Genomic DNA, 21,334 nt, shown 5'->3' on the forward strand with positions numbered 1-21,334 from the left:
AGGGGCGGGGCCCCCGCCATGGCGCTGGCGGCCGTCCTGGCGCTGGCCTGCGCCGTGCCCGCCGCGCAGGCGGTGGCCGGCGCGGCGGTGACCGGCGACGTGACGCCCGTGGTGAACTGGGGCGATGCCAATGACCTCATCGTCGGCAATACCGCGGCCGGTTCGCTGCAGATCGAACCCCCGGGGGCGGCCGTGCGCAGCGCCAGTGGGTGGCTGGGGTTGACGACGGGCGGCGTGGGCACGGCGAAGGTCTCGGGCCTGGGCGCGTACTGGATCATGAACGGCAGCCTGGTCGTCGGCGCCAGCGGCAGCGGCACGCTGACGCTCGCCAACCACGGCTCGGTCACGGTGGGCGCGAATGGCCAGGGGTTTGCCGAGCTGGCCCGCAATCCCGGCGCGGTCGGCGTCATCAACATCGGCAGCGCGCCCGGCAGCGTGTCCACCGATGCCGCGGGCGTGCTGGACGCGGCGGAGGTCCGCTTTGGCGCGGGCAGGGGCTCGCTGAACTTCAACTCGGTGAGCACGGTGCTCTTCAGTTCGGCGCTGGTCAGCAGCGCGGCGGGCCGCCACCAGCTCAATCATTACGCCGGCATCACGCAATTGCTGGGCGACAGCGCGCGCTTCAACGGCGATACCACCGTCAGCGGCGGCGAACTGCGGATCCTCAACGTACTGGGCACGGAGGAAGGGCGGATCGATGCCGGCGTGGCGGCCGGCGCCACGGCCAGGGTCAAGGTATCCAATTCCGGGTCGACCTGGGCCCTCACCGGCAATCTGTTCGTCGGCGGCGCCGGGCCTGCTGAATTGAGCGTCTCCAACAGCGGCACGGTCTCGAACCAGTTCGCCACGGTCGATGCGCTGCAGAACGGCGTGGCGACAGTGACGGTGGCCGATGCCGGGTCGCTCTGGAGCAATCGCGCGGCGCTGCTGGTCGGGTCGGAAGGCGGGCAGGGCCGCGTATCGATCCTGGCTGGCGGGTATGTGACCAGCAACGACGGCTACATCGGGCGCAACCAGAATGGCAGCGGGACCGTCAACGTGTCGGGATCCGGTTCGGCCTGGGTCAACGGCGGCATGCTGCGGGTGGGCGATGTGTCGGGTCGGGGCGTGCTGAACATCGGCGCGGGCGGCCTGGTGTCGAACACCGACAGTTTCGTGGGCAGCGTGGGCGGCAGCGGCGATGTGGTGGTCAGCGGCGCCGGCGCGACCTGGAACAATGCCGGCGCGATGAACCTGGGGTTCGGTCTGGGCGCAGGCGCCGGCACGCTGACCATCGCCGACGGCGGCAGCGTCAATGTCGGCGTGGGCGGCAACGGCACCGTCTCGCTGGTCAACGGCGCGATATTCCCGTTCGGCGGCTCGGGCACGCTGAACATCGGCGCGCCCGTGTCCGAGCCGGCGGCGGGCGCCGGCACGCTCAATGCGGCCGCGCTCGAGTTCGGCGCCGGCCGCGCCACGCTGAACTTCAACCATACCGACACGGCCTATCGCTTCGCGACGCGGCTGTCGAGCGTGGGCAGCGGCATCCACGGCCTGAACCAGGTGGCCGGCACCACCCTGCTGACGGGCGCCAATGGCGCCTTCCTGGGCAAGACCACGGTGTCGGGCGGTCGGCTGGTGGTGCTGGGCCAGTTGGGCGGGGCGGCGGAAGTGACGGGCGGGACGCTGCAATACGGCGATGGCGGCGTTGGCGCGGCCAACCGGGTGGCCGCCGATCTGAAAGTGTCGGGCGCCGGCAGCACGCTGGCGCTGCGGGGGCCGGCGACGCTGGCGGTGTCGGGGGAACTCGACATGGCGGACCACACGGTGCTGGACATCATGGCGGGCGGGAACGTGCCGCTGCGCGCCAACATCGTCACGCTCGGCGCCGACGTGACCTTCCGGCTGGGCGGCATTGCAAGCACGACCCTTACCGATGTCGTGCTGATCGACGCCGCCACCGCCATCAACGGCGACTTCGCCACGCTGAGCACCGGCGGCTTCGCTGGCGCGGTGGACTATCTGAGCGTCAACACGCGCAAGTCGGCCGACAGCCGCCAATACCTGGCCAGCTACGGCCTGACCTGGACCGCCGGCAACAGCCTGGCGCATGGCACGTTCACGCTGGCCAACGCCACGGATCGGTTCACGGTGGGCGCGGCGCTGGCCGACCAGGCCGCCAACGCGGCGACCGGCTGGAATGGCAGGACGCTGACCAAGGCCGGCGCCGGGACGCTGGTGTTGAGTGGCGCCAACACCTACAGCGGCGGCACGCGCGTCACGGGTGGCGCGCTGGAGGTCGAGCGCGACGCCAACCTGGGCGCCGTCGCCGGTGGCCTGGCGCTCGAGGGCGGTGGCATGCTGGCGACCACCGCGACGTTCGATACGGCGCGCGCCGTTACCGTGACGCAGTCGGGCGGCTTCGACGTGGCCGCCAACACCACGCTGGGCCTGACCGGTGCGCTGTCGGGCAGCGGCGACCTGATCAAGGCCGGCGAGGGCGTGCTCGACCTGAAGGGCGACGGTTCCGGCTTCACCGGCCGCACGCTCGTCAATGGCGGCCGGCTGGCGATCAACGGCCGGCTGGGCGGTTCGTTCACGGTGGCCGATGGCGGCGTGCTGGGCGGCAATGGCACGATCGGCGCTGGCGTGGGGTCGAGGGTCACCGTGGCCAATGGCGGCGTGTTGTCACCGGGCAATTCGATCGGCATGCTGACCATCGACGGCGACCTGGTGATGCAGCCGGGGGCGCGTTATCTGGTCGAGGCGGATCCCGCGGGCGGTAGCGCCGACCGCGTCCACGTCACCGGCAACGCCACGCTCAACGGCGGTTCGGTCGTGCACATCGGCGCCAGCGGCAACTACGGTCTGCGCGCCAGCTACACGATCATGGAAGTGGACGGCACGCTGTCCGGCCGCTTCGATACCGTGTCGTCCGATTTCGCGTTCCTCACGCCCAGCCTGGACTACGACTACGGCGCGGGCCGCGTGTCGCTGAACCTGGCGCGCAACCAGGCCGGCATGGCGTCGAAGGGCGCGACGCGCAATCAGCGCGCCGCGGCCGCGGCCATCGACAGCATCGGCCTGGCCGGCGGGCATGCGCTGTATGACGCCGTCGTGCGCCTGCCGGACGATGCGGGCGCGCTGCGAGCCGGCTTCGATCAGTTGTCCGGCGAGCTGCACGCCTCGGCCAAGACCTTGCTGCTGCAGGACAGCCGTTACCTGCGCGACGCCATGAGCGGCCGCCTGCGCGCGGCCGCCGGCAACGGCACCGGTCCCGCGCCATTGGTGGCGGCGCTCGGCGGCGGCGCGCCATTGCCGGCCGACCTGAACGGGCCCGCCAGCTGGATCCAGGGCACGGGCAGCTGGAGCCGGATCGACGGCGACGGCAATGCCGCCCGCGCCAAGAGTTCGACCGGCGGCTTCCTGATGGGAGTCGACGCGCCGGTCGGCGACGCCTGGCGGCTTGGCCTGATGGCGGGCTACAGCCGCACCGACTTCGACGTCAACGACCGCGCGTCGTCCGGCCACAGCGACAACTACCACCTGGGCGCCTACGGCGGCGGCCAATGGGGCGCGTGGGGCCTGCGCGGCGGGCTGGCCTATAGCTGGCACGACATCGCCACGCGCCGCTCGGTCGCCATGCCGGGCTTGGCCGACCGCCTCAAGGCCAGCTATGACGGCGGCACCGCGCAGGCCTTCATCGACCTGGGGTATCGCATCGAGATGGCGGCCGTCGCGCTCGAACCGTTCGCCAGCCTGGCCTACGTCAACCTGCGCACCGACGGCTATCGTGAAAGCGGCGGCCCCGCCGCGCTGCACGCCAGCGGGCAGACCACCGAGACCCGCTTCACGACGCTGGGCCTGCGGGCCGCGTCCGGCTTCGCGTTGGGCCGGGCGCAGGCCATGGCGCGCGGGTCGCTCGGCTGGCGTCATGCGCTGGGCGACGTCACGCCGGTGACGACGCAGGCCTTCTCGGCCGGCGACGCGTTCACGGTGGCGGGCGTGGCCATCGCCCGTGACAGCGCGGTGATCGAGGCGGGCCTGGATCTGCAGGTCACGCGCAGCACCAGCTTCGGCCTGGCCTACCAGGGGCAGTTAGCCAGCGCGGCGCGGGATCATGGGGTGCGGGCCAATCTCGCGATCCGCTTCTGATGCGTCCCGCGCGGGCAAAAAAAACCGCCCGTTGCCAGGCGGCGCAAAGGAACGTCGTTTGCGGGCGCGTCAGAGGATGCGCTTGCGCGCCTGGGTGATGAGGATCTCGGCCAGCACCACCACCACGAAGATGGCGGCCAGCACCAGCGCGACGCGGTCCCACTGGAACAGGTTGAGCGCGGTGTCCAGCGCCATGCCGATGCCGCCGGCGCCGACCAGGCCGAGCACGGCGGATTCGCGCACGTTGATGTCCCAGCGTAGCAGCACGATGGACCAGAACGCCGGGCGGATCTGCGGCCAGTAGGCGTACCAGATCACCGAGGCCTTGCTGGCGCCGGTGGCGGTGACGGCCTCGATCGGGCCGCGCTGCGCTTCCTCGATCGCTTCGCCCACCAGCTTGCCGACGAAGCCGATGGAGCGGAACGCGATGGCCAGCGTGCCGGCCAGCGCGCCGGGGCCGAAGATGGCGATGAACAGCAGCGCCCAGACCAGCGAGTTGACCGAGCGGCTGGACACCAGGACCAGGCGCGCGAGCATGTTGATGGTCTTGCTGGGCGTGAGGTTGTTGGCCGCCAGCAGGCCCACGGGCACCGCCATGATGACCGACAGGATGGTGCCGAGCGTGGCGATGTGCAGGGTCTCGATCAGCGCGTCGTGCACGCCGCCGCGATAGTGGGCCCAGTCCACCGGCCACATGCGCTGGAACAGGTCGGCCATCTGCTCGGGCGCGTCGTACAGGAACTCCGGGATGACCTCGACGCCGCGGATGGCCTGCACGATGGCGGCCACCAGCAGCAGGTAGAGGGCGAAGCGCAGCAGCCGCTGGCCCAGGCTGTAGCGGTGCCAGACGCGCGGCGCGTTGGCGCTGGGCAGGGTGGGGGCGTGCGTGTTCATTTGTCCGCCTCCGTCTTGCGCGCGGCCCGGTAGGCCGCCTTGGAGGCGCTGGAGCCCAGGCCGCGGGCGCCGGCGAAGCGGCCCTGCAGGATGAGGTCGAAGCCCAGGTTGTCCAGGAACACGGCGCGCACGAAGCCCGCCAGGATCTCGCCCAGCATGATGATGGCGATCAGGGTCAGCAGGATGGCGCTGACGAAGTCGTAGTCGAAGCGCTGGAAGGCCGAGAACAGCGTGCCGCCCACGCCGCCGGCGCCGACGATGCCGACCATGGTGGAGTTGCGCAGGTTCGAGTCGAACTGGTAAGTGGCAAAGCCGATGAAGCGCGCGAACACCTGCGGCAGCACGCCGAAGGCGAGCACGTTGGCGAACGAGGCGCCGGTGGCGCGCACCGCTTCGACCTGCTTGAGCGAGATTTCCTCGATGGCCTCGGTGAACAGCTTGCCGATGAAGCCGATCGAGGCCACCGTCAGCGCCAGGATGCCGGCCAGCGCGCCAAAGCCCACGGCCTTGACGAACAGGATGGCGACGATCACCGGATGCAGGGCGCGGCACAGCGCCACGAGCGAACGGGCCGGCCACGAGACCCACGCCGGCATCAGGTTGCGCGCGCCCAGCAGGCCCACGGGCAGCGCGAACAGGATGCCCAGCACCGAGGCCAGCACGGCGATCTCCAGGCTCTCGGCGATGCCCTTCCACAGCGTGGCGGGCTTCTCGAAATTGGGCGGGAACATGCGCGCCAGGAAGGTCGAGGCGTGGCCCATGCCGCTTTCGAAGCGGGCCCAGCTGAAGTCCAGCTGCGCGGCCGCGTAGACCGTGTACAGCACCAGCAGCAGCACGCCGGCCTTGGCGCGGCCGGACAGCGCGAAGGGACGCGGGTGGGACGGACGAGGAGTCATTACGCCAGCCAAGACTCGCCTCCGTAGATGGTCTTGAGCATGTTGGCGTCCAGGCCATGGCCGTCGCCGTCATAGACCACGTGGCCGCCCGACATGCCGACGATGCGGCCGGCGTAGCGCCGCGCCAGTTCGACGTCATGGATGTTCACGATCACGGGGATGCCGCTGGCGTCGCCCTGCGCCGCCAGCAGCTCCATGATCTCGACCGAGGTCTTGGGGTCGAGCGACGAGGTCGGCTCATCGGCCAGCAGCAGTTGCGGACGCTGCATCAGCGCGCGGGCGATGCCCACGCGCTGGCGCTGGCCGCCCGACAGGGCGTCGGCGCGCTGGTCGGCGAAACCCGCCAGGCCGACGGTATCGAGCAGCTGGTAGGCGTGCTCGATGTCCTCGGCCTCGAAGCGGCGGGTCCAGGCCTTGAAGGCGCCGGTGTAGCCCAGCCGTCCGGTCAGCAGGTTTTCCATCACGGTCAGGCGTTCGACCAGGTTGTATTCCTGGAACACCATGCCGATGCGCCGGCGCGCGCGCCGCAGCGACGCGCCACGCACCCGGGCCAGGTCGACCGCGCCGTCGCCGGACTCCAGCACGATCTCGCCGCGGGTCGGCTCGATCAGCCGGTTGATGCAGCGCAGGAGCGTGCTCTTGCCGGTGCCGGAGGGGCCGATGATGGCGGTCAGGCCGCGTCCCGCGATCTGCAGGTCGATGCCGTTCAGTACCGGCCGGCCGGCCCGGTATTCCTTGACCAGGCCGGAAATGCGTAGCGACGTCGTCATGCTGATTACTTCTTGCTCTTGGCGGATTCGCGGTCGTAGGCGGCGCGGTTGAAGCTTTCGCCGCCGGATTCGGCGACCTGGCGCACGATGGCCCAGTCCTTCTGATAGGTCACCGGATAGAAGCGGTCGGCGCCGTCGAAGGCCTTGGACATCTCGGCCGGGAAGCGGTAGTCGTAGAAGCACTTGAGCATCTGGTCGCGGAACTTCGGCTCCAGGTCATGCGCGTAGGCGAACGACGAGGTGGGGAATTTCTCGCTCTTGTAGATGACGCGGAAATCGGCTTCCTTGACCTGGCCGCGCTCGATCATGCGCTTGAACACGTCCGAGGCCACGGCGGCGGCGTCGTAGTCGCCCGAGTTCACGCCCATGACGGACTGGTCGTGCTTGCCCGAGAACACCACCTTGTAGTCCTTGTCGGGCGTCAGGCCTTCCTTGGGGAACAGCGCCACGGGCGCCATGTGGCCGGAGTTCGACGACGGCGCGGTGTGCGCCAGCTTCTTGCCCTTGAGGTCGGTGAGCTTCTGGTAGGGGCTGTCCTTCTTGACGATGACGATCAGGTTGTAGCCCTGGAAGCCATCGGCGTAGCCCTTGACGGCGAACGGCACCGCGCCGGCGATGTTCACGGCGAAGGCGGTGGGGCCGGTGGAGAAGCCGCCCACGTGCAGGCGGCCCGAGCGCATGGCCTCGATCTCGGCGGCGTTGCTCTGCACCTGGTAGAACACCACGCGCTTGCCGGTGCATTCGGACAGGTGCTTGGTGAACGGCTTGAAGATGTCTTCGTACACCGCCGGGTCTTCCACCGGGGTGTAGGTGAACACCAGGGTCGACGGCGTCTTGAGCTTGGCCGGATCGGTGGGCGTGTCGGCCACCAGGTCCTTGTTGGCGTCGCAGTACATCTGGTCCAGGTCGCCCCGGTTCGGGCAGGTGTCGGCGGCGTGGGCGGTGGACGCCCCGAACGCTCCGACCGCGAGCGCGGCCAGCGAGGCCGCTTGCAGGTGACGCAATGCGCGCATCGTATGTCTCCTCTTATAGGTCTGAATATGACTGGTAACTGAATTCAAACATACAAGCGGGGGACGGACACTTGGGAAAGTCCCTGCCTTTTTTTTCGGGATTTGTTCGTTTTGTTCGCTTGGGATTCGTTTCTGCGCGAACGAGGCGACGGCCCGCGGGCGGATCGGGAGATCCGCCGCGGGGCGTGGGTCAGGCGGGGAGAAAGGTCAGGCGCGGTAGCCGAGCTTGCGCGAGATTTCCTGCGCGCAGGCCAGCAGGGGGCGGGCGATGGCGCCGTCCCAGGACACGTCGAACAGGCCGGTGGGGCCCAGGCTGGTCAGCGCCAGCACGATGTTGCCGGTGTTGTCGAATACCGGCACCGACAGGGCGTCGACGCCCGGCAGCGGGTTGCCCAGGGCGCGCGCCATGCCGTGCACGCGGATGTCGGCCAGTTGCGCCTCGATGTTGGCGCGGGTGGCCTTGCGCGGCGGCGGCACGCTGGCGATGACGGCGGTGTCGCCTTCCTCGCGGGCGATGTAGTGCTCGCTGACCTTGGGCGGCAGCCAGGCCGCGAACACCAGGCCGGTGGCGGTGTGCAGCATGGACATCACGGTGCCCTTGCGCATGTTCACGTGCACCGGGTAGCTGGCCTCGGTCATGTGGATCATGGTGGGGCCGTGCGAGCCCAGCACCGCGATCCCCAGGGTGTGGCCGATCTCGGATTGCAGCTTGGCGATCTCGGGCATGGCGATGCGCACCGGATCCAGCCGCTGCAGGCTGACCAGTCCCATTTGCAGGGCGAACGGCCCCAGCTCGTACTGGCCGGTGATGCTGTCCTGCTGCACCAGGCCGACGCGGATGAAGCTGACCAGGTAGGGGTGGGCCTTGGCCGAGGTCATGCCGGCGCCAGCGGCCAGGTCGCGCAGCGTCAACGGCTTGGCGGCGTCGACCAGCGCGGCCAGCAGCGGCACGCCGACTTCGATGGACTGGATGCTGCGGCGGCCGTCGTTGGCGGCGGGGGCGGCGGGTTTGGGGGTGGCCACGGTGCGTGCCTCAGGCGGTGACGGCGCGGGCGGCCAGCAGGCGGTCGGCCATCTCGGTGAAGCCGGCGCCGCCATGGAACGCGGCCACGTAGGCGGGCCGGCGCGTCAGGCGGTGCAGCTGCGACTGGATGTTGGCCACGCCGACCGAGACCGGGAAGTAGGCGAACATCGGTTCGTCGTTGGGCGAGTCGCCGATGAAGAGCGTGCTGTCGAGCGCGCTGGCCACGTCGATGCCGAATTCGCGCTGGAACAGGGTGCGCGTCATGGTCAGCTTGTCGTAGTCGCCGAACCAGCCGTTGACGTGGATCGAGCTGACCTTGGCCTGGGCGCCGGCGTCTTCGAAGATGCGCACGATGCGGCCGATGTCGGCCTCGGGCAGGGGCGGCACGTCCTCGCAGAAGTCGATGGCCAGGTCGGCCACGCGGTAGTCCTGGTCGCTGGCGACGGCGGCGCCGGGCACCTCGGCCAGCACCCGGTCGCGGATGGCGTCCAGCTGCTTGCGGCTGGCCTGGCGCGAGGCCGCGTCGGTCCAGTAGTGCGTGACCATGCGGCGCGCCTGGCGGTCGTAGGCGTAGTAGAACGCGCCGTTCTCGCCGACCACCGCGCGCACCGGCCACATGCGGGCGATGTGGTCGCACCAGCCGGCCGGGCGGCCGGTGATCGGCACCACCTGGATGCCGGCCTGTTCCAGGCGTTCCAGGGCGGCGTAGGCGTCGGCCGGCAGCCGGCCTTCGGTGGTCAGGGTGTCGTCGATGTCGGTGAGCACGACGCGGATCCCCGCCGCGACGGTCGAAGGCATGGCCGCAAGGGCTTGCATGGCGTTTTTCCTTGGTTTTATGGGGTGTTCTCCGGCCGAAAGTTTAACCGGACGGCCCTGTTTGGGCGGGGGCGGCGCGGTCCGGTAGGGGATATGGCGCCAGGGGCGGTAAAATCCGGGCTTTCCCGCCTGGTTTGCGTGCCCGCCATGTCCGTCCAGTTGTCCCCGTTGCCCGGCTCCGAGCCGGAATCCTTCGATATCGCCTCGGTCGCCGAGATCATCGCCGAGCTGCGCGCCGGCCGCATCGTCATCCTGGTTGACGAGGAAGACCGTGAAAATGAAGGCGACCTCGTCATGGCCGCCGAATTCGTCACGCCCGAAGCCATCAACTTCATGGTCACCCACGGCCGCGGGCTGGTGTGCCTGACCCTGACCGAAGAGCGCTGCCGCCAGCTGGACCTGCCCCTGATGGCGGCCCGCAACGGCACGCGATACGGCACCAATTTCACCCAGTCGATCGAGGCCGCCGAAGGCGTCGAGACCGGCATTTCGGCCGCCGACCGCGCCCGCACCATCCAGGTGGCGGTGGCGCGCGACGCCAAGCCGTCCGACCTGGTCCAGCCCGGCCATATCTTCCCGGTACGCGCCGTGCCCGGCGGCGTGCTGGTGCGCGCCGGCCACACCGAGGCGGGCTGCGACCTGACCGCCATGGCCGGCCTGACCCCGGCCGCCGTGATCTGCGAGATCCTCAAGCCGGACGGCACCATGGCGCGCCTGCCCGACCTGGTCGAATTCGCCCGCGAACACGGCCTGAAGATCGGCACCATCGCCGACCTGATCCAATACCGCAGCGAGCACGAATCCATCGTCAAGCGCGTCGGCAAGCGCAGCATGCAGACCGCCTGGGGCACGTTCGAGGCCGTGGCCTACGAAGACGCGGCCACCGGCTCGGCCCACCTGGCGCTGGTGCATGGTACCGTGACGCCTGACGTCGAGACCCTGGTGCGCGTGCACGAGCCGGCCTCGGTGCTGGACGTGCTGGATACCGGCGCCAGCCCGCACAGCTGGGGCGTGGCGCAGGCCCTGCAGACCATTTCGCAGGCGCCGGCCGGCGTGCTGGTGCTGATGAACTGCCAGTCCTCCACCGAACACCTGTTCGCGCAGATCGCCGGCTGGAACGACCCCAAGGCCAATGCCAACCCCGCCAACGCCGACCGTTTCGGCCTGCGCACCTACGGCATCGGCGCCCAGATCCTGCGCGACCTGAACGTGGGCCAGATGAGGCTGCTGGCCCGGCCGCGCAAGATGCCCAGCATGGCGGGCTTCTCGCTCACCATTACGGGTTACGATTGCGACCCTCTGAACACTCCCGCAACACACTGAAGGCCGACACATGAACCCTTACATCCTTACCCCCGACCTGAACGGCGAAGGGCTGCACATCGGCATCGTACGCGCCCGCTTCAACGAAGAGATCGGCCAGGCCGAGCTCGAAGCGTGCCTGAAGGAACTGGCCGAACTCGGCGTGGACGAGCGCGACGTGATGGTCGCCACCGTGCCCGGCGCCCTGGAACTGGGCGTGGCCCTGTCGCACATGGCCGAGACGTTCGAGTTCGACGCCCTGATCGCGCTGGGCGCGGTCATCCGCGGCGAGACCTATCACTTTGAAGTGGTCAGCAACGAAATGGCCACTGCTATCACCCGCATCTCCCTCGAGACCGGCATTCCGGTCGCCAACGGCGTGCTGACCGTGGACACCGACGAGCAGGCGCAAGCCCGCGCCGCCGGCAAGGGCCGCGACTGCGCCCAGGTGGCCGTCGAAATGGCCAACCTGGTGGCGGCCCTGGAGCCCGAGGAAGAAGACGAAGACGACGAAGACGAGGACGAAGATTTTGACGACGAAGAAGACGACGACCAGCGCTGATAGCGCGGCGCAAGCCCGCGCCAACGCCCGCAGCGCGCGCCGCCGTGCGCGCGAATTCGCGCTGCAGGGCGTGTACGCGTGGCTGCTGCGCGGCGGCGAAGGCACGCAGGACGCCGGCGAGATCGACGCCCACCTGCGCGACACCGAGGAATTCTCCGAGGCCGACGCGCAGTGGTTCAAGACCTTGCTGCATGGCGTCCTGCGCGAAGCGCCCGCGCTGCGCGAGCGTTTCACGCCCTACGTCGACCGCCCGCTGGCCGAGCTGTCGCCGGTCGAGCATGGCATCCTGCTGATCGGCAGCTTCGAACTGATCCATCATGTCGAAGTGCCGTACAAGGTCGCCATCAATGAAGCCGTGGAACTGGCCAAGTCGTTCGGCGGCACCGACGGCTTCAAGTTCGTCAACGGCGTGCTCGACAAGCTGGCTGCGGACGTGCGCGGGAACGAGAGGTAGCCCCCCGAAGCGCTGCGCGCTTCCCCCCAGGGGGCGCCGCTGCGGACCGGCGGAGCCGGATCCGCGCGGCCCGGGTCTGGGGAGGGCCGTTTTTTTTGGGTCGGCCTTCCCTTTGGGGCGAGCTTTCCGCGCCTTGGGTGCGGGCCTCTCTTTGGCGCGAACCTTCCCTTGGAGCGTAGCTCCGGTGTGGGAGTCAATACCGGCGCATTGCGCCGGACTGCGGAGTTGTCGTGGCGTCCGAATTCGATCTGATCGCGCGCTATTTCACGCGCTCCGCGCCGGCGGGGCTGCTGGGCGTGGGGGATGACTGCGCGTTGTTTCCCGTGCCGCCCGGCGAACAGGTGGCCACCAGCACGGATCTGCTGCTGGAAGGCCGGCATTTCTTTCCCGATGTCGATCCGAAGGCGCTGGGGCACAAGGCCCTGGCGGTGAACCTGTCGGATCTGGCCGCCATGGGTGCGCGGCCGATTGGTTGCGTGCTGGGGCTGGCGCTGCCGCGGCTGGATGAGCCTTGGCTGGCGGCGTTTGCCGACGGGTTCCATGCGCTGGCCGCGGTCCATGGCTGCCCGTTGATCGGCGGCGACACCACCCGCAGCGCCCATGACCTGGCCATCAGCGTGACCGTGTTCGGCGCCGTGCCGGCCGGCGCCGCGCTGCGCCGCGATGGCGCGCGGGCGGATGACGATATCTGGGTGTCCGGCGAGCTGGGCGCGGCCGACGTGGCCTATCGCCTGCTCGACGGACAGTACCCGGCCGACGCGGCGCGGCTGGCCGCGACCCGCGGCGCGCTGGAATGGCCCGAGCCGCAGGTGGCGCTGGGGCTGGCGCTGCGCGGCACCGCGCACGCCGCCATCGATATTTCCGACGGCCTGCTGCAGGACCTGGGCCATATCCTCGCGGCCAGCCGCGTGGGCGCGGTGCTGCGGGAAGACCGCATGCCCGTGGCCGCCGCGCTGGCCGGCATGCCCGCCGATCCGGTGCGCCGCGCCGTGCTGGGCGGCGGCGACGTCTACCAGCTTTGTTTCACCGCGCCGGCCGCCCGCCGCGACGCCGTGCTGGCCGCCGCGCAGGCGGTGGGCGCGCGCGTGACCCGGGTGGGCCGCATCGTGGCCCACCCGGGATTGGCGGTGCTGGACGCCGACGGGCAAGCGCTGGCCCAGCTGCCCGCCGGTTTCGATCATTTCCCCGCGGCCTGAGCGGCCGCCGGCCTGGCGAGGCGCGTCGCCAAACCCTGGCACAATCGCTGCCACAGGCATCGCCTTCCACGCCGCCATTCCCCAGCCATCACCAGGCCCTCATCCATGCCGTCCTCTGCCCCCCATTCCCCGTCGATGCGCGAACGCTCGCGCGCGGTCTATCCCTCGCTGTCCTGGGTCTGCCGCGATCCCGGCCGGCTGATCGCCTTCGGCCTGGGCAGCGGCCTGATCCGGCCCGCCTCGGGCACCTGGGGCACGCTGCTTGCCTGGATCATCTGGGTCGCGGCCGCGCCGGCCGCTTCCGACCTGGCTATCGGCATCTTCCTGGCGCTGGCCTTCCTGTACGGCTGCTGGGCCTGCGACCGCGTCGGCCGCGAACTCCAGCAGCCCGATCATGTCGGAATGGTGTGGGACGAGATGGTGGCGTTCTGGCTGGTGCTGTGGCTGACGCCGGCCGGCTGGTTGTCGCAGGCGCTGGCGTTCGTGCTGTTCCGCACGTTCGACATCGTCAAGCCGCCGCCCATCAAGTTCTTCGATGCCCGCCTGAAGGGCGGTTTCGGGGTAATGTGGGACGATATCGTCGCGGCCGGATACGCCTTGCTGATCATGGCGCTGGCCGTGCGCACAGGAGTCTTGGGATGAACCAGCAACACGAAAGCACGCGATCCAATCTGTCGGCCGAACAACTGGCGCACGCCACCGCCTATGGCCTGGCCGAGCGGCTGGGCGATACCCTGCGGCGCCTGGGCCTGATCCTGGGCACCGCCGAATCGTGCACCGGCGGCCTGCTGGCCGGCGCCGTGACCGCGGTGCCGGGCTCCAGCGAATGGTTCGACCGCGGCTTCATCACCTATAGCAACGACGCCAAGGTCGCCGAGCTGGACGTGTCGCCGGATGCCTTGCATCACTTCGGCGCGGTCAGCGAGCCGGTGGCGCTGGAGATGGCCAACGGCGTGCTGCTGGCGTCGCCAGCGGCGCAGGTGGCGGTGTCCACCACCGGCATCGCCGGCCCGGGCGGCGCCACGCCGGGCAAGCCGGTGGGCATGGTGTGCTTCGGCTTCGCGCAGCGGGTCGGCGACGGCATCAGCAGCCGCGCCGTCACCCATGTGTTCAGCGGCGACCGCGCGCAGGTGCGCCAGCAGGCGGTTGAATTCGCGCTGCGCGGCGTGCTGGAACTGCTGGGAGCGCCGGTCAACCGGCGTTGAAGAGGCCGCGGGTCATGGCGCGGCCCGGGAATATCGCGACGGGGGCCGGGCGGCCCCCGCAAGCGGCGCTCAGCGCACCGCGTTGATGGCGTCGCGCAGGCCGCGCGCCGCCTTGCCGGCGGCTTCGCGCCAGTCGTCGCCGCCGCTGGCGTAGATGATGGCGCGCGACGAGTTGATCATCATGCCGTTGCGCGCGGCGTTGGCGCCGGCGTTGACCGTGGCGGTGATGTCGCCGCCCTGCGCGCCGATGCCGGGCACCAGCAGCGGCACCGCGTCGCCGATGCGCTGGCGCACCGCGGCCAGCTCGTTCGGGAAGGTCGCGCCCACCACCAGGCCGCATTGGCCGTTGGCATTCCACTTGTCGGCCACCAGCCCCGCCACGTGCAGGTACAGGGGCTCGCCGTTATCCATCTTGAGGAACTGCAGGTCCGAACCGCCGGGGTTGGAGGTGCGGCACAGCACGATCACGCCGCGGTCGCGCCAGGCCAGGTAGGGCTCGACCGAGTCCAGCCCCATGTACGGGCTGACCGTCAGCGCGTGCGCCTGATAGCGCTCGTAGGCTTCGCGGGCGTAGTTCTCGGCGGTGGAGCCGATGTCGCCGCGCTTGGCGTCCAGCACGATGGGCAGGTCGGGATGCTTGTCGCGGATGTGCTGGCACAGCGCTTCGAGCTGCTCTTCGGCGCGGTGCGCGGCGAAGTAGGCGATCTGCGGCTTGAAGCTGCAGGCGTACGGCGCGGTGGCGTCGACGATGTCGCGGCAGAACTGGAAGATCGCGTCCGGCTTGTCCTGCAGTTCGCGCGGGAAGCGCTGCGGGTCGGGATCGAGCCCGACTTGCAGGAGCGAGTTGCTGGTGGTCCAGGCGTGTTCGAGTCTTTGGAGGAAATTCATGGGGAGGTTCAGTGCAGTTTGACCCGGGGGCGCGTGCGCCGCATGAGCAGGCGCGCCAGGGCCAGGGAGGCGGTGCGTGAGATGCCCAGCACCGCTTTGTGGTGCATCAGGTGCAGGCTCATGTACATCAGGCGCGCCAGTGTACCGCTTACGAACAGTCCCCGTCCGGCCAGCTTGCCCATCAGGCTGCCCACGCCGGCGTCCTGGCCCAGCGAGACCAGCGAGCCGTGGTCCTCGTAGACGTAGGGGGCGGTGGGCTCGGCCGCGCGGCGCAGGCGCGCGGTGAGCTTCTTGCACAGGTAGTCGGCCTGCTGGTGCGCGGCCTGGGCGCGCGCCGGCACGGTGCGGCCGTCGCGCCAGGGCGCGGCGCAGCAGTCGCCCAGCGCCAGGATGTGCGGATCGGCGGTTTCGAGCCGTTCGTTGACTTCGAGCTGGCCCAGCTTGTTCAGCGGCAGGTCCAGCTCGGCCAGCAGGGCCGGGCCCTTGATGCCGGCGGCCCACATGCACAGCCGCGCGGGGAATTCGCGGCCGTCGGCGGTCTTGACCGAATCGGCGGTGACTTCCGAGACCCGGCAGGCGGTTTCGACGCGGATGCCGAGCTCGGTGAGCCGCGCGGTGGCGGCGGTGGAGATCTTCTCGGGCAGCGCCGACAGGATGCGCGGCGCGCCCTCGACCAGCGTGATCGCCAGGTCGCGCTCGGCGCGGAAATTCGGCAGGCCGTAGGCGCTGACCACGTGGCTGGCCTCGACCAGTTCCACCGCCAGCTCGACGCCGGTGGCGCCGCCGCCGACGATCACCAGGTCCAGCCGCGCCGACGGGTCGCGCACCTTGGCCTGGTCGACCAGCGCCATGGCCTTGAGCATGGTCAGGCGGAACTGCTCGGCGTTCTCGGTGGTGTCGAGCGTGACGGCGTGTTCGGCCGCGCCCGGGGTATTGAAGAAGTTGGAGGTGCTGCCCAGCGCCAGCACCAGCGTGTCGTAGGCCAGTTCGCGGCGCGGCAGCACTTCCTGGCCTTGCGCGTCGGCCACGGCGTCCACGGTGACCTGGCGGCGTTCGCGGTCGACGCCGACCAGTTGGCCCTGCGCGAAGGAAAAGCCGTTCAGGTGCGCCAGCATCAGGTAGGACAGGCCTTCCTGGTGGATGTCCAGTGTGCCGGCCGCCGCTTCATGCAGCGACGGCTTCCAGATGTGGAACGGGCGGCTGTCGACCAGCGTGACGTGCTGGCGGCCATGGACGCGGCCGAGCTTGGCGGCCAGTTCGAGGCCGCCGGCCCCTCCGCCGACGATGACGATACGTTCCGAGGTGGCTGGCGTCGAGTTGGGCATCATGGCTCCCAGTATAGAGGCGCGGGCCCCCGGACGGGCAAGCCTGCGCCGGGGTTCAGTGCATCACGAAGCGGCTGACCGCCACGCCGACCCAGACAGCCACGGTGAACAGCAACAGCAGCATGACGGCGGCGCTGCCCAGGTCCTTGGCCCGGCCCAGCAGCGGATGGGTGTCCACCGACAAGGCGTCGGCCAGCGCCTCGACCGCCGAATTCAGCAGTTCCACCGCCAGCACCAGCACCACGGTGCCGATGAGGAAGAATACCTCGACCGTGGTGCGGCCCAGGAAGAACGCGGCCGGGATCAGCAGCACGGCCAGCGCCAGTTCCTGGCGGAAGGCCGCTTCGTACTTGATGGCGGCCTGCAGACCCTGCAGCGAGTAGCGCAGCGCATTCAGGATGCGGCGCAGGCCGCCGGTGCTTTTGTAGGGCGAGTGATGCGGATCGGTCGACATGGGGAATGTAATAAGGCCGGGTGTGGCGGCTTTTTAACAGATATGGATTGCCGGCGTGGCGCGGCGAGGGGCGGGCAGGCCGGCCGGGCATGTCTTGGTAACGTCGAGTTACGTTTTGCCTTCGTCACGCCCATGCGATACCCTTGCGACGCGCGGACCCGCGGCGGGGCATCGACCCCGCCCGCCGTGTGCAATTTCCCTACCAACGCGCCTATCTGCAGGCCACGCGGCAGACGCATGACGGCGCTCTATGGCACGGCAATCCATGCTCGAACGCTTGAATACGGAGTCTTTGGCGCGTCTTCCCGCAGACGTGGAAAAACCCGCCTACGATCGCAGCCGGCTCACGCCGGGCATCGTGCACCTGGGGCTGGGCGCCTTTCACCGCGCGCACCAGGCGGTGGTGACGGACATGGCGATGGCGGCCAGCCAGGACCTCAGCTGGGGCATCCTGGGCGTGTCGTTGCGCAGCCCCGCCACCCGCGACGCGCTGGCGCCGCAGGACGGCCTCTATACGCTGGCGCTGCGCGACCATGACGCCGACGGCCAGCCGCGCGAGCAACTGCGCGTGGTGGGCGCGGTGCAGCGCGTGATGGTGGCCGAGGAAGACCCCAACGCCGTGCTCGAACGCATCGCCTATCCGCAGACGCGCATCGTCAGCCTGACCATCACCGAGAAGGGCTATTGCCACGAGCCGGCCACCGGCCACCTGCGCTGGGACGACCCCGACATCCTGCATGACCTGGAAAACCCGATCCGCCCGCGCAGCGCCATCGGCATGCTGGTCTACGGCCTGGCGCTGCGGCGCGAACGCGGCCTGCCGGCGCTGACGCTGCTGTCCTGCGACAACCTGCAGGCCAACGGCGACACCCTGCGCAGCCTGGTGCTGGCCTTCGCGCTGCGGCTGGACGTGGCGCTGACCGGCTGGATCGACGCGCACTGCACCTTTCCCAATTCCATGGTCGACCGCATCGTGCCGGCCACCCGCGACGAGGACCGCGCGCGCATCACGCAGCGGCTGGGCATGGAAGACGCCTGGCCGGTGGTCGGCGAGCCCTACCTGAACTGGGTGATCGAGGACAAGTTCGCGGCCGGCCGTCCCGCCTGGGAAGCGGCGGGCGTGACCTTCGTGGCCAACGCCGCGCCCTACGAACGCCTGAAGCTGCGCATGGTCAACGGTCCGCATTCGGCGCTGGCCTACCTGGGCGCGCTGCTGGGCATCGAGACCATCCGCGAAGCCGCGATCCTGCCGGCGCTGCGCGCGTACCTCGATGACATGATGCGCCACGAGATCGCGCCGACGCTCAAGGGCATTCCGGACTCGGGGCTGGAAGGCTATCGCCAGCGCTTCCTGGCGCGCGTGGACAACCCGGCGCTGCCGCAGCCGACGCGCCAGGTCGCGATGGACGGTTCGCAGAAGCTGCCGCAGCGGCTGCTGGCCACCATCCGCGACCGCCTGCGCGGCGGTGACGACATCCGCCGCCTGGCGCTGGCGGTGGCGGCCTGGCTGCACTATCTGCGCGGCGAGGACGAGAACGGCGCCAGCCATGCGATCCAGGATCCGCTGGCCAGGCCGCTGGCCAGGCTGGTGGCCCGCGCCGACGTCGCGGCGCGGGCGGCGGCGCCCAAGCAGGCCGCCTATCGCCGCGCGCTGGTGCTGGCCGGCTATCGGCCGGTGTTCGGCGACCTGGGCGAGAAGCCGGTGTTCGTGGCCGCGCTGGCCGCGCAGCTGGAGACCCTGCGCGAACACGGCGTGCTGCATGCGCTGGAAGCCGTGGCGCGCGAACCCGAGGCCATCGCCCCGTCAGACAGCCTGGCGCTGGCCGACGCCATGGATGCGGCTGACGCCGATGCGGCGGCGCAGCCGCGGGAAGCGGCGGGCGTCGGCATGTGATCCCACGGCGCGCCGCCGGCGGCCGCCGCGCTACACGCCCAGGTAGTGCAGCAGGCGCGGCTCGTCGTCGATGAAGGCCTGCGAGGTGCCGCTCCAGGCCACCCGGCCTTTCTCGATGATGGCGTGGCGGTCGGCGGTGGCCAGCAGCGGCTCCAGGTTCTTGTCGATGCACAGCACCGCCAGCCCGGTGCGCTTGAGGCTTTCCAGCGCCTGCCAGATCTCTTCGCGCACCACCGGCGCCAGGCCTTCCGTGGCTTCGTCCAGGATCAGCAGGCGCGGGTTGGTGAGCAGCGCGCGGCCGATGGCCAGCATCTGCTGCTCGCCGCCCGACAGGTGGCTCCCCAGGTGGCGCGCGCGCTCGGCCAGGCGCGGGAACAGCGCGTAGACGCGTTCCAGGGTCCAGGGCTGCGCCAGCCCCTGGCGGTTGTGCGCGGTGGCCACCAGGTTCTCGCGCACCGACAGGTTGGGGAACACGTGCCGGCCCTCGGGCACCAGGCCAATGCCGCACTGCGCCACCTTGTAGGCCGGCAGGGCGGCGATGTCGCCGCCGTCGAACGTGATGGCGCCGCGGCTGGCGCGGTTCAGGCCCATGATGGCCTTGACCGTGGTCGACTTGCCCATGCCGTTGCGGCCCAGCAGCGTCACGAACTCGCCCGGGCCGATATCCAGGTCGATGCCGAACAGCGCCTGGCTGGCCCCGTAGTGCGCGGTCACGCCGCGCAGCGACAGCAGCGCGCTCATGCCGGCGCTCCCTGCGCGCGGCGGCCGGCGTGGCCGCGTTCGCTGCCCAGATAGCACTCGCGCACCTGCGGGTCGTTGCGGATCTGGTCGGCGTCGCCGCAGGCCAGCGCGCGGCCGTACACCAGCACCGTGATGCGGTCGGAGAGCGCGAACACCGCCTGCATGTCGTGCTCCACCAGCAGGATGGTGTATTGCCCGCGCAGCTGTTGCAGCAGCCGCGTCATGGCCTCGGATTCGTGCTGGCTCATGCCCGCCATGGGTTCGTCCAGCAGCAGCAGGGTCGGCCGGCAGGCCAGCACCATGGCCAGCTCCAGCTGCCGCAGTTCGCCATGCGCCAGCGCGGCGGCGGGGGTGTCGGCGCGCGCGTCGAGCCCTGCCAGCGCCAGCGCCTCCCGCGCCGGCTCGCGCAGCGCCGGCGTGGCCAGCAGCGGCCGCCAGAAGCGGAAGCCGTGGCCGCGCCGCGCCTGCACCGCCATGGCCACGTTCTCCAGCGCGGTGAACGGCTTGAACACCGAGGTGATCTGGTACGAGCGCGCCAGCCCGCGGCGCACGCGCCGTTCGACCGGCAGGCGCGTCACGTCCTCGCCATCGAGCAGCACGCGGCCGCCGTCGGGCCGCAGCTCGCCGCTCAACTGGCCGATCAGCGTGGTCTTGCCGGCGCCGTTGGGGCCGATCACGGCATGCAGTTCACCCGGCCGGATGTCCAGCGACAGGTCGTCGGTGACGGTCAGGCCGCCGTAGCGCTTGACCAGGTGTTCGACGCGCAGCGCGCTCATCGCGGTTCTCCGGTGGGATGGGGCAGGGCGCGGGCGGTACGCAGGCAGAGCGGCCTGTCCGACAGGCCGCCATAGAGGCCGCGGCGCGACACCAGCACCACGCCCACGATCAGCAGGCCCATCACCAGCATCCAATGGTCGGTCAGCAGCTTCAGGCCTTCCTCCAGCAACAGGAAGGCCAGCGCCCCGGCAACCGGGCCGACCACCGTGCCCAGTCCGCCCAGCGCCACCATCACGATCAGCTCGCCGGAGGTGGTCCAGGCCAGGTACGAGGGCGACACATACAGCGTCAGGTTGGCCAGCAGCACGCCGGCCACGCCGCACACCATGGCCGACAGCACATAGGCCGCCAGGCGATAGCGCAGCGTCGCGAAGCCCAGCGCGCGCATGCGCCGCTCGTTGGCCTGGCAGCCGCGCAGGACCATGCCGAACGGCGCGTGCACCAGCCGGTGCAGCGCGGCCAGCGCCAGCAGCAGCACGCCGAACGCGGTGTAGTACAGCGCCAGCGGCGTATCGAGCCGGAACAGGCCGAAGTCGCTGCCGGCGAACAGCGACATGCCGTCATCGCCGCCGAAGCCCTCCAGCCCCGTGGCCAGGAAATAGAACATCTGCGCGAACGCCAGCGTGATCATGATGAAGGCGATGCCGGACGTGCGCATCACCACGTAGCCGCTCACCAGGCCGACCACGGCGCAGGCGCCCAGCGCGGCCAGCAGGTGCAGCCAGCCGTTCTCGATGCCGTAGTGGTTCAGCACGCCGACGGCATAGGCGCCCAGGCCCAGGTACAGCGCGTGGCCGAAGCTGACCATGCCGCCGTAGCCCAGCAGCAGGTTCAGCGCCAGCGCGGCGATGCCGTACACCAGCACGCGGCCGAACAGCGCCAGCAGGAACGGTTCGCCCTGCCATTGCGCATACAGCGGCACCAGCGCCAGGAGCAGCAACAGCGCGCCGGCGGCGAGCGTGCGGGGAGAGAGTCGAAGCATGTCGGGG

Annotated in this window: 20 protein-coding genes and 1 pseudogene; 8 read left to right on the forward strand and 13 right to left on the reverse strand. The window is 70.2% G+C overall.

Annotated elements, in window-relative coordinates:
* Positions 1-18 precede the first annotated feature (18 nt).
* Positions 19-4,134, forward strand: coding sequence for an autotransporter domain-containing protein (locus tag AOZ53_RS33805; protein ID WP_082385771.1), 4,116 nt, complete (start codon positions 19-21; stop codon positions 4,132-4,134).
* Positions 4,135-4,203: 69 nt separating this feature from the next.
* On the opposite strand, the gene phnE (AOZ53_RS26050) is transcribed toward AOZ53_RS33805, so the two are convergent.
* The 6 genes from phnE (AOZ53_RS26050) to AOZ53_RS26075 form a co-directional block, all read right to left on the reverse strand.
* Positions 4,204-5,028, reverse strand: a complete 825-nt coding sequence (phnE, locus tag AOZ53_RS26050) for a phosphonate ABC transporter, permease protein PhnE (RefSeq protein WP_054489977.1) — start codon at positions 5,026-5,028, stop codon at positions 4,204-4,206.
* Positions 5,025-5,924 (reverse strand): phosphonate ABC transporter, permease protein PhnE, encoded by a 900-nt coding sequence (phnE, locus tag AOZ53_RS26055; protein ID WP_054489979.1) that lies wholly within the window; start codon positions 5,922-5,924, stop codon positions 5,025-5,027. Before phnE (AOZ53_RS26055) ends, phnE (AOZ53_RS26050) begins: the two co-directional genes overlap by 4 nt.
* On the reverse strand, positions 5,924-6,694 hold the full coding sequence (phnC, locus tag AOZ53_RS26060) for a phosphonate ABC transporter ATP-binding protein (protein ID WP_054428933.1): 771 nt from the start codon (positions 6,692-6,694) through the stop codon (positions 5,924-5,926). The genes phnE (AOZ53_RS26055) and phnC overlap by 1 nt, the downstream gene beginning before the upstream one ends.
* A 5-nt stretch (positions 6,695-6,699) precedes the next feature.
* Positions 6,700-7,707: a phosphate/phosphite/phosphonate ABC transporter substrate-binding protein gene (gene phnD, locus AOZ53_RS26065; protein ID WP_054428931.1), complete on the reverse strand. Its 1,008-nt coding sequence runs from the start codon at positions 7,705-7,707 to the stop codon at positions 6,700-6,702.
* 207 nt (positions 7,708-7,914) lie between these two features.
* Complete coding sequence (locus AOZ53_RS26070) at positions 7,915-8,730, reverse strand: IclR family transcriptional regulator (RefSeq protein ID WP_054489980.1); 816 nt, start codon at positions 8,728-8,730, stop codon at positions 7,915-7,917.
* A gap of 10 nt (positions 8,731-8,740) precedes the next feature.
* A complete protein-coding gene (locus tag AOZ53_RS26075; RefSeq protein ID WP_054428928.1) occupies positions 8,741-9,547 on the reverse strand; it encodes an HAD-IIB family hydrolase in 807 nt (268 codons plus the stop codon).
* A 147-nt stretch (positions 9,548-9,694) separates the two neighbouring features.
* On the opposite strand from AOZ53_RS26075, the gene ribBA reads away from it, so the two are divergent.
* The 6 genes from ribBA to AOZ53_RS26105 all read left to right on the forward strand — a co-directional run bounded on the left by ribBA (position 9,695) and on the right by AOZ53_RS26105 (position 14,266).
* The gene (ribBA, locus tag AOZ53_RS26080) at positions 9,695-10,870 is read left to right on the forward strand and encodes a bifunctional 3,4-dihydroxy-2-butanone-4-phosphate synthase/GTP cyclohydrolase II (protein ID WP_054428927.1); all 1,176 of its coding nucleotides are present in this window, start codon (positions 9,695-9,697) and stop codon (positions 10,868-10,870) included.
* Between the two features lie 10 nt (positions 10,871-10,880).
* Positions 10,881-11,411 carry a 6,7-dimethyl-8-ribityllumazine synthase gene (gene ribH / locus AOZ53_RS26085; RefSeq protein ID WP_006391339.1) on the forward strand — a complete coding sequence of 177 codons (531 nt, stop codon included), beginning with the start codon at positions 10,881-10,883 and terminating at the stop codon, positions 11,409-11,411.
* Complete coding sequence (gene nusB, locus AOZ53_RS26090) at positions 11,380-11,865, forward strand: transcription antitermination factor NusB (RefSeq protein ID WP_054489982.1); 486 nt, start codon at positions 11,380-11,382, stop codon at positions 11,863-11,865. The genes ribH and nusB overlap by 32 nt, the downstream gene beginning before the upstream one ends.
* A 230-nt stretch (positions 11,866-12,095) precedes the next feature.
* Positions 12,096-13,061 carry a thiamine-phosphate kinase gene (gene thiL, locus AOZ53_RS26095; RefSeq protein ID WP_054489984.1) on the forward strand — a complete coding sequence of 322 codons (966 nt, stop codon included), beginning with the start codon at positions 12,096-12,098 and terminating at the stop codon, positions 13,059-13,061.
* A 135-nt stretch (positions 13,062-13,196) separates the two neighbouring features.
* Positions 13,197-13,703, forward strand: a complete 507-nt coding sequence (locus AOZ53_RS26100) for a phosphatidylglycerophosphatase A family protein (RefSeq protein WP_054428925.1) — start codon at positions 13,197-13,199, stop codon at positions 13,701-13,703.
* Positions 13,700-14,266, forward strand: a complete 567-nt coding sequence (locus AOZ53_RS26105; RefSeq protein ID WP_054489986.1) for a CinA family protein — start codon at positions 13,700-13,702, stop codon at positions 14,264-14,266. Before AOZ53_RS26100 ends, AOZ53_RS26105 begins: the two co-directional genes overlap by 4 nt.
* Before the next feature lie 69 nt (positions 14,267-14,335).
* Here AOZ53_RS26105 and pyrF read toward each other — a convergent pair whose 3' ends face one another.
* Genes pyrF through AOZ53_RS26120 form a run of 3 tightly spaced genes read right to left on the reverse strand, consistent with a single transcriptional unit; the run spans position 14,336 to position 16,933 of the window.
* A complete protein-coding gene (pyrF, locus tag AOZ53_RS26110; protein WP_054428920.1) occupies positions 14,336-15,154 on the reverse strand; it encodes an orotidine-5'-phosphate decarboxylase in 819 nt (272 codons plus the stop codon).
* A gap of 8 nt (positions 15,155-15,162) precedes the next feature.
* Positions 15,163-16,482 (reverse strand): NAD(P)/FAD-dependent oxidoreductase, encoded by a 1,320-nt coding sequence (locus tag AOZ53_RS26115; protein ID WP_054428918.1) that lies wholly within the window; start codon positions 16,480-16,482, stop codon positions 15,163-15,165.
* 52 nt (positions 16,483-16,534) lie between these two features.
* Positions 16,535-16,933: a diacylglycerol kinase gene (locus AOZ53_RS26120; protein ID WP_006391332.1), complete on the reverse strand. Its 399-nt coding sequence runs from the start codon at positions 16,931-16,933 to the stop codon at positions 16,535-16,537.
* A 265-nt stretch (positions 16,934-17,198) separates the two neighbouring features.
* Here AOZ53_RS26120 and AOZ53_RS26125 point away from each other — a divergent pair, with 265 nt between their 5' ends.
* A complete protein-coding gene (locus AOZ53_RS26125) occupies positions 17,199-18,827 on the forward strand; it encodes a mannitol dehydrogenase family protein (protein WP_054489987.1) in 1,629 nt (542 codons plus the stop codon).
* Between the two features lie 30 nt (positions 18,828-18,857).
* Here AOZ53_RS26125 and AOZ53_RS26130 read toward each other — a convergent pair whose 3' ends face one another.
* The 4 genes and pseudogenes from AOZ53_RS26130 to AOZ53_RS26140 form a co-directional block, all read right to left on the reverse strand.
* A complete protein-coding gene (locus AOZ53_RS26130) occupies positions 18,858-19,568 on the reverse strand; it encodes an ABC transporter ATP-binding protein (RefSeq protein ID WP_054428915.1) in 711 nt (236 codons plus the stop codon).
* Positions 19,565-19,825, reverse strand: coding sequence for an ABC transporter ATP-binding protein C-terminal domain-containing protein (locus AOZ53_RS35275; RefSeq protein WP_369815806.1), 261 nt, complete (start codon positions 19,823-19,825; stop codon positions 19,565-19,567). Before AOZ53_RS35275 ends, AOZ53_RS26130 begins: the two co-directional genes overlap by 4 nt.
* Before the next feature lie 6 nt (positions 19,826-19,831).
* Positions 19,832-20,278 (reverse strand): annotated as a pseudogene (locus AOZ53_RS35280) (ABC transporter ATP-binding protein); the annotation flags it as partial.
* 62 nt (positions 20,279-20,340) lie between these two features.
* Positions 20,341-21,327, reverse strand: a complete 987-nt coding sequence (locus AOZ53_RS26140) for a branched-chain amino acid ABC transporter permease (RefSeq protein WP_054489989.1) — start codon at positions 21,325-21,327, stop codon at positions 20,341-20,343.
* Positions 21,328-21,334: the final 7 nt, after the last annotated feature.

This window comes from Achromobacter sp. 2789STDY5608621 (assembly GCF_001299375.1).
Lineage (GTDB): Bacteria > Pseudomonadota > Gammaproteobacteria > Burkholderiales > Burkholderiaceae_B > Achromobacter > Achromobacter insuavis.

Coding starts and splice junctions, on each gene's coding strand:
- ribBA (WP_054428927.1), top strand. CDS start 9,695: ATGTCCGTCCAGTTGTCCCCGTTGCCCGGCTCCGAGCCGGAATCCTTC.
- AOZ53_RS26075 (WP_054428928.1), bottom strand. CDS start 9,547: ATGCAAGCCCTTGCGGCCATGCCTTCGACCGTCGCGGCGGGGATCCGC.
- phnE (WP_054489977.1), bottom strand. CDS start 5,028: ATGAACACGCACGCCCCCACCCTGCCCAGCGCCAACGCGCCGCGCGTC.
- AOZ53_RS35275 (WP_369815806.1), bottom strand. CDS start 19,825: ATGGCGGGCATGAGCCAGCACGAATCCGAGGCCATGACGCGGCTGCTG.
- phnE (WP_054489979.1), bottom strand. CDS start 5,924: ATGACTCCTCGTCCGTCCCACCCGCGTCCCTTCGCGCTGTCCGGCCGC.
- AOZ53_RS26125 (WP_054489987.1), top strand. CDS start 17,199: ATGCTCGAACGCTTGAATACGGAGTCTTTGGCGCGTCTTCCCGCAGAC.
- phnC (WP_054428933.1), bottom strand. CDS start 6,694: ATGACGACGTCGCTACGCATTTCCGGCCTGGTCAAGGAATACCGGGCC.
- AOZ53_RS26130 (WP_054428915.1), bottom strand. CDS start 19,568: ATGAGCGCGCTGCTGTCGCTGCGCGGCGTGACCGCGCACTACGGGGCC.
- AOZ53_RS26140 (WP_054489989.1), bottom strand. CDS start 21,327: ATGCTTCGACTCTCTCCCCGCACGCTCGCCGCCGGCGCGCTGTTGCTG.
- AOZ53_RS26120 (WP_006391332.1), bottom strand. CDS start 16,933: ATGTCGACCGATCCGCATCACTCGCCCTACAAAAGCACCGGCGGCCTG.
- ribH (WP_006391339.1), top strand. CDS start 10,881: ATGAACCCTTACATCCTTACCCCCGACCTGAACGGCGAAGGGCTGCAC.
- AOZ53_RS26115 (WP_054428918.1), bottom strand. CDS start 16,482: ATGATGCCCAACTCGACGCCAGCCACCTCGGAACGTATCGTCATCGTC.
- pyrF (WP_054428920.1), bottom strand. CDS start 15,154: ATGAATTTCCTCCAAAGACTCGAACACGCCTGGACCACCAGCAACTCG.
- AOZ53_RS26105 (WP_054489986.1), top strand. CDS start 13,700: ATGAACCAGCAACACGAAAGCACGCGATCCAATCTGTCGGCCGAACAA.
- phnD (WP_054428931.1), bottom strand. CDS start 7,707: ATGCGCGCATTGCGTCACCTGCAAGCGGCCTCGCTGGCCGCGCTCGCG.
- AOZ53_RS33805 (WP_082385771.1), top strand. CDS start 19: ATGGCGCTGGCGGCCGTCCTGGCGCTGGCCTGCGCCGTGCCCGCCGCG.
- AOZ53_RS26100 (WP_054428925.1), top strand. CDS start 13,197: ATGCGCGAACGCTCGCGCGCGGTCTATCCCTCGCTGTCCTGGGTCTGC.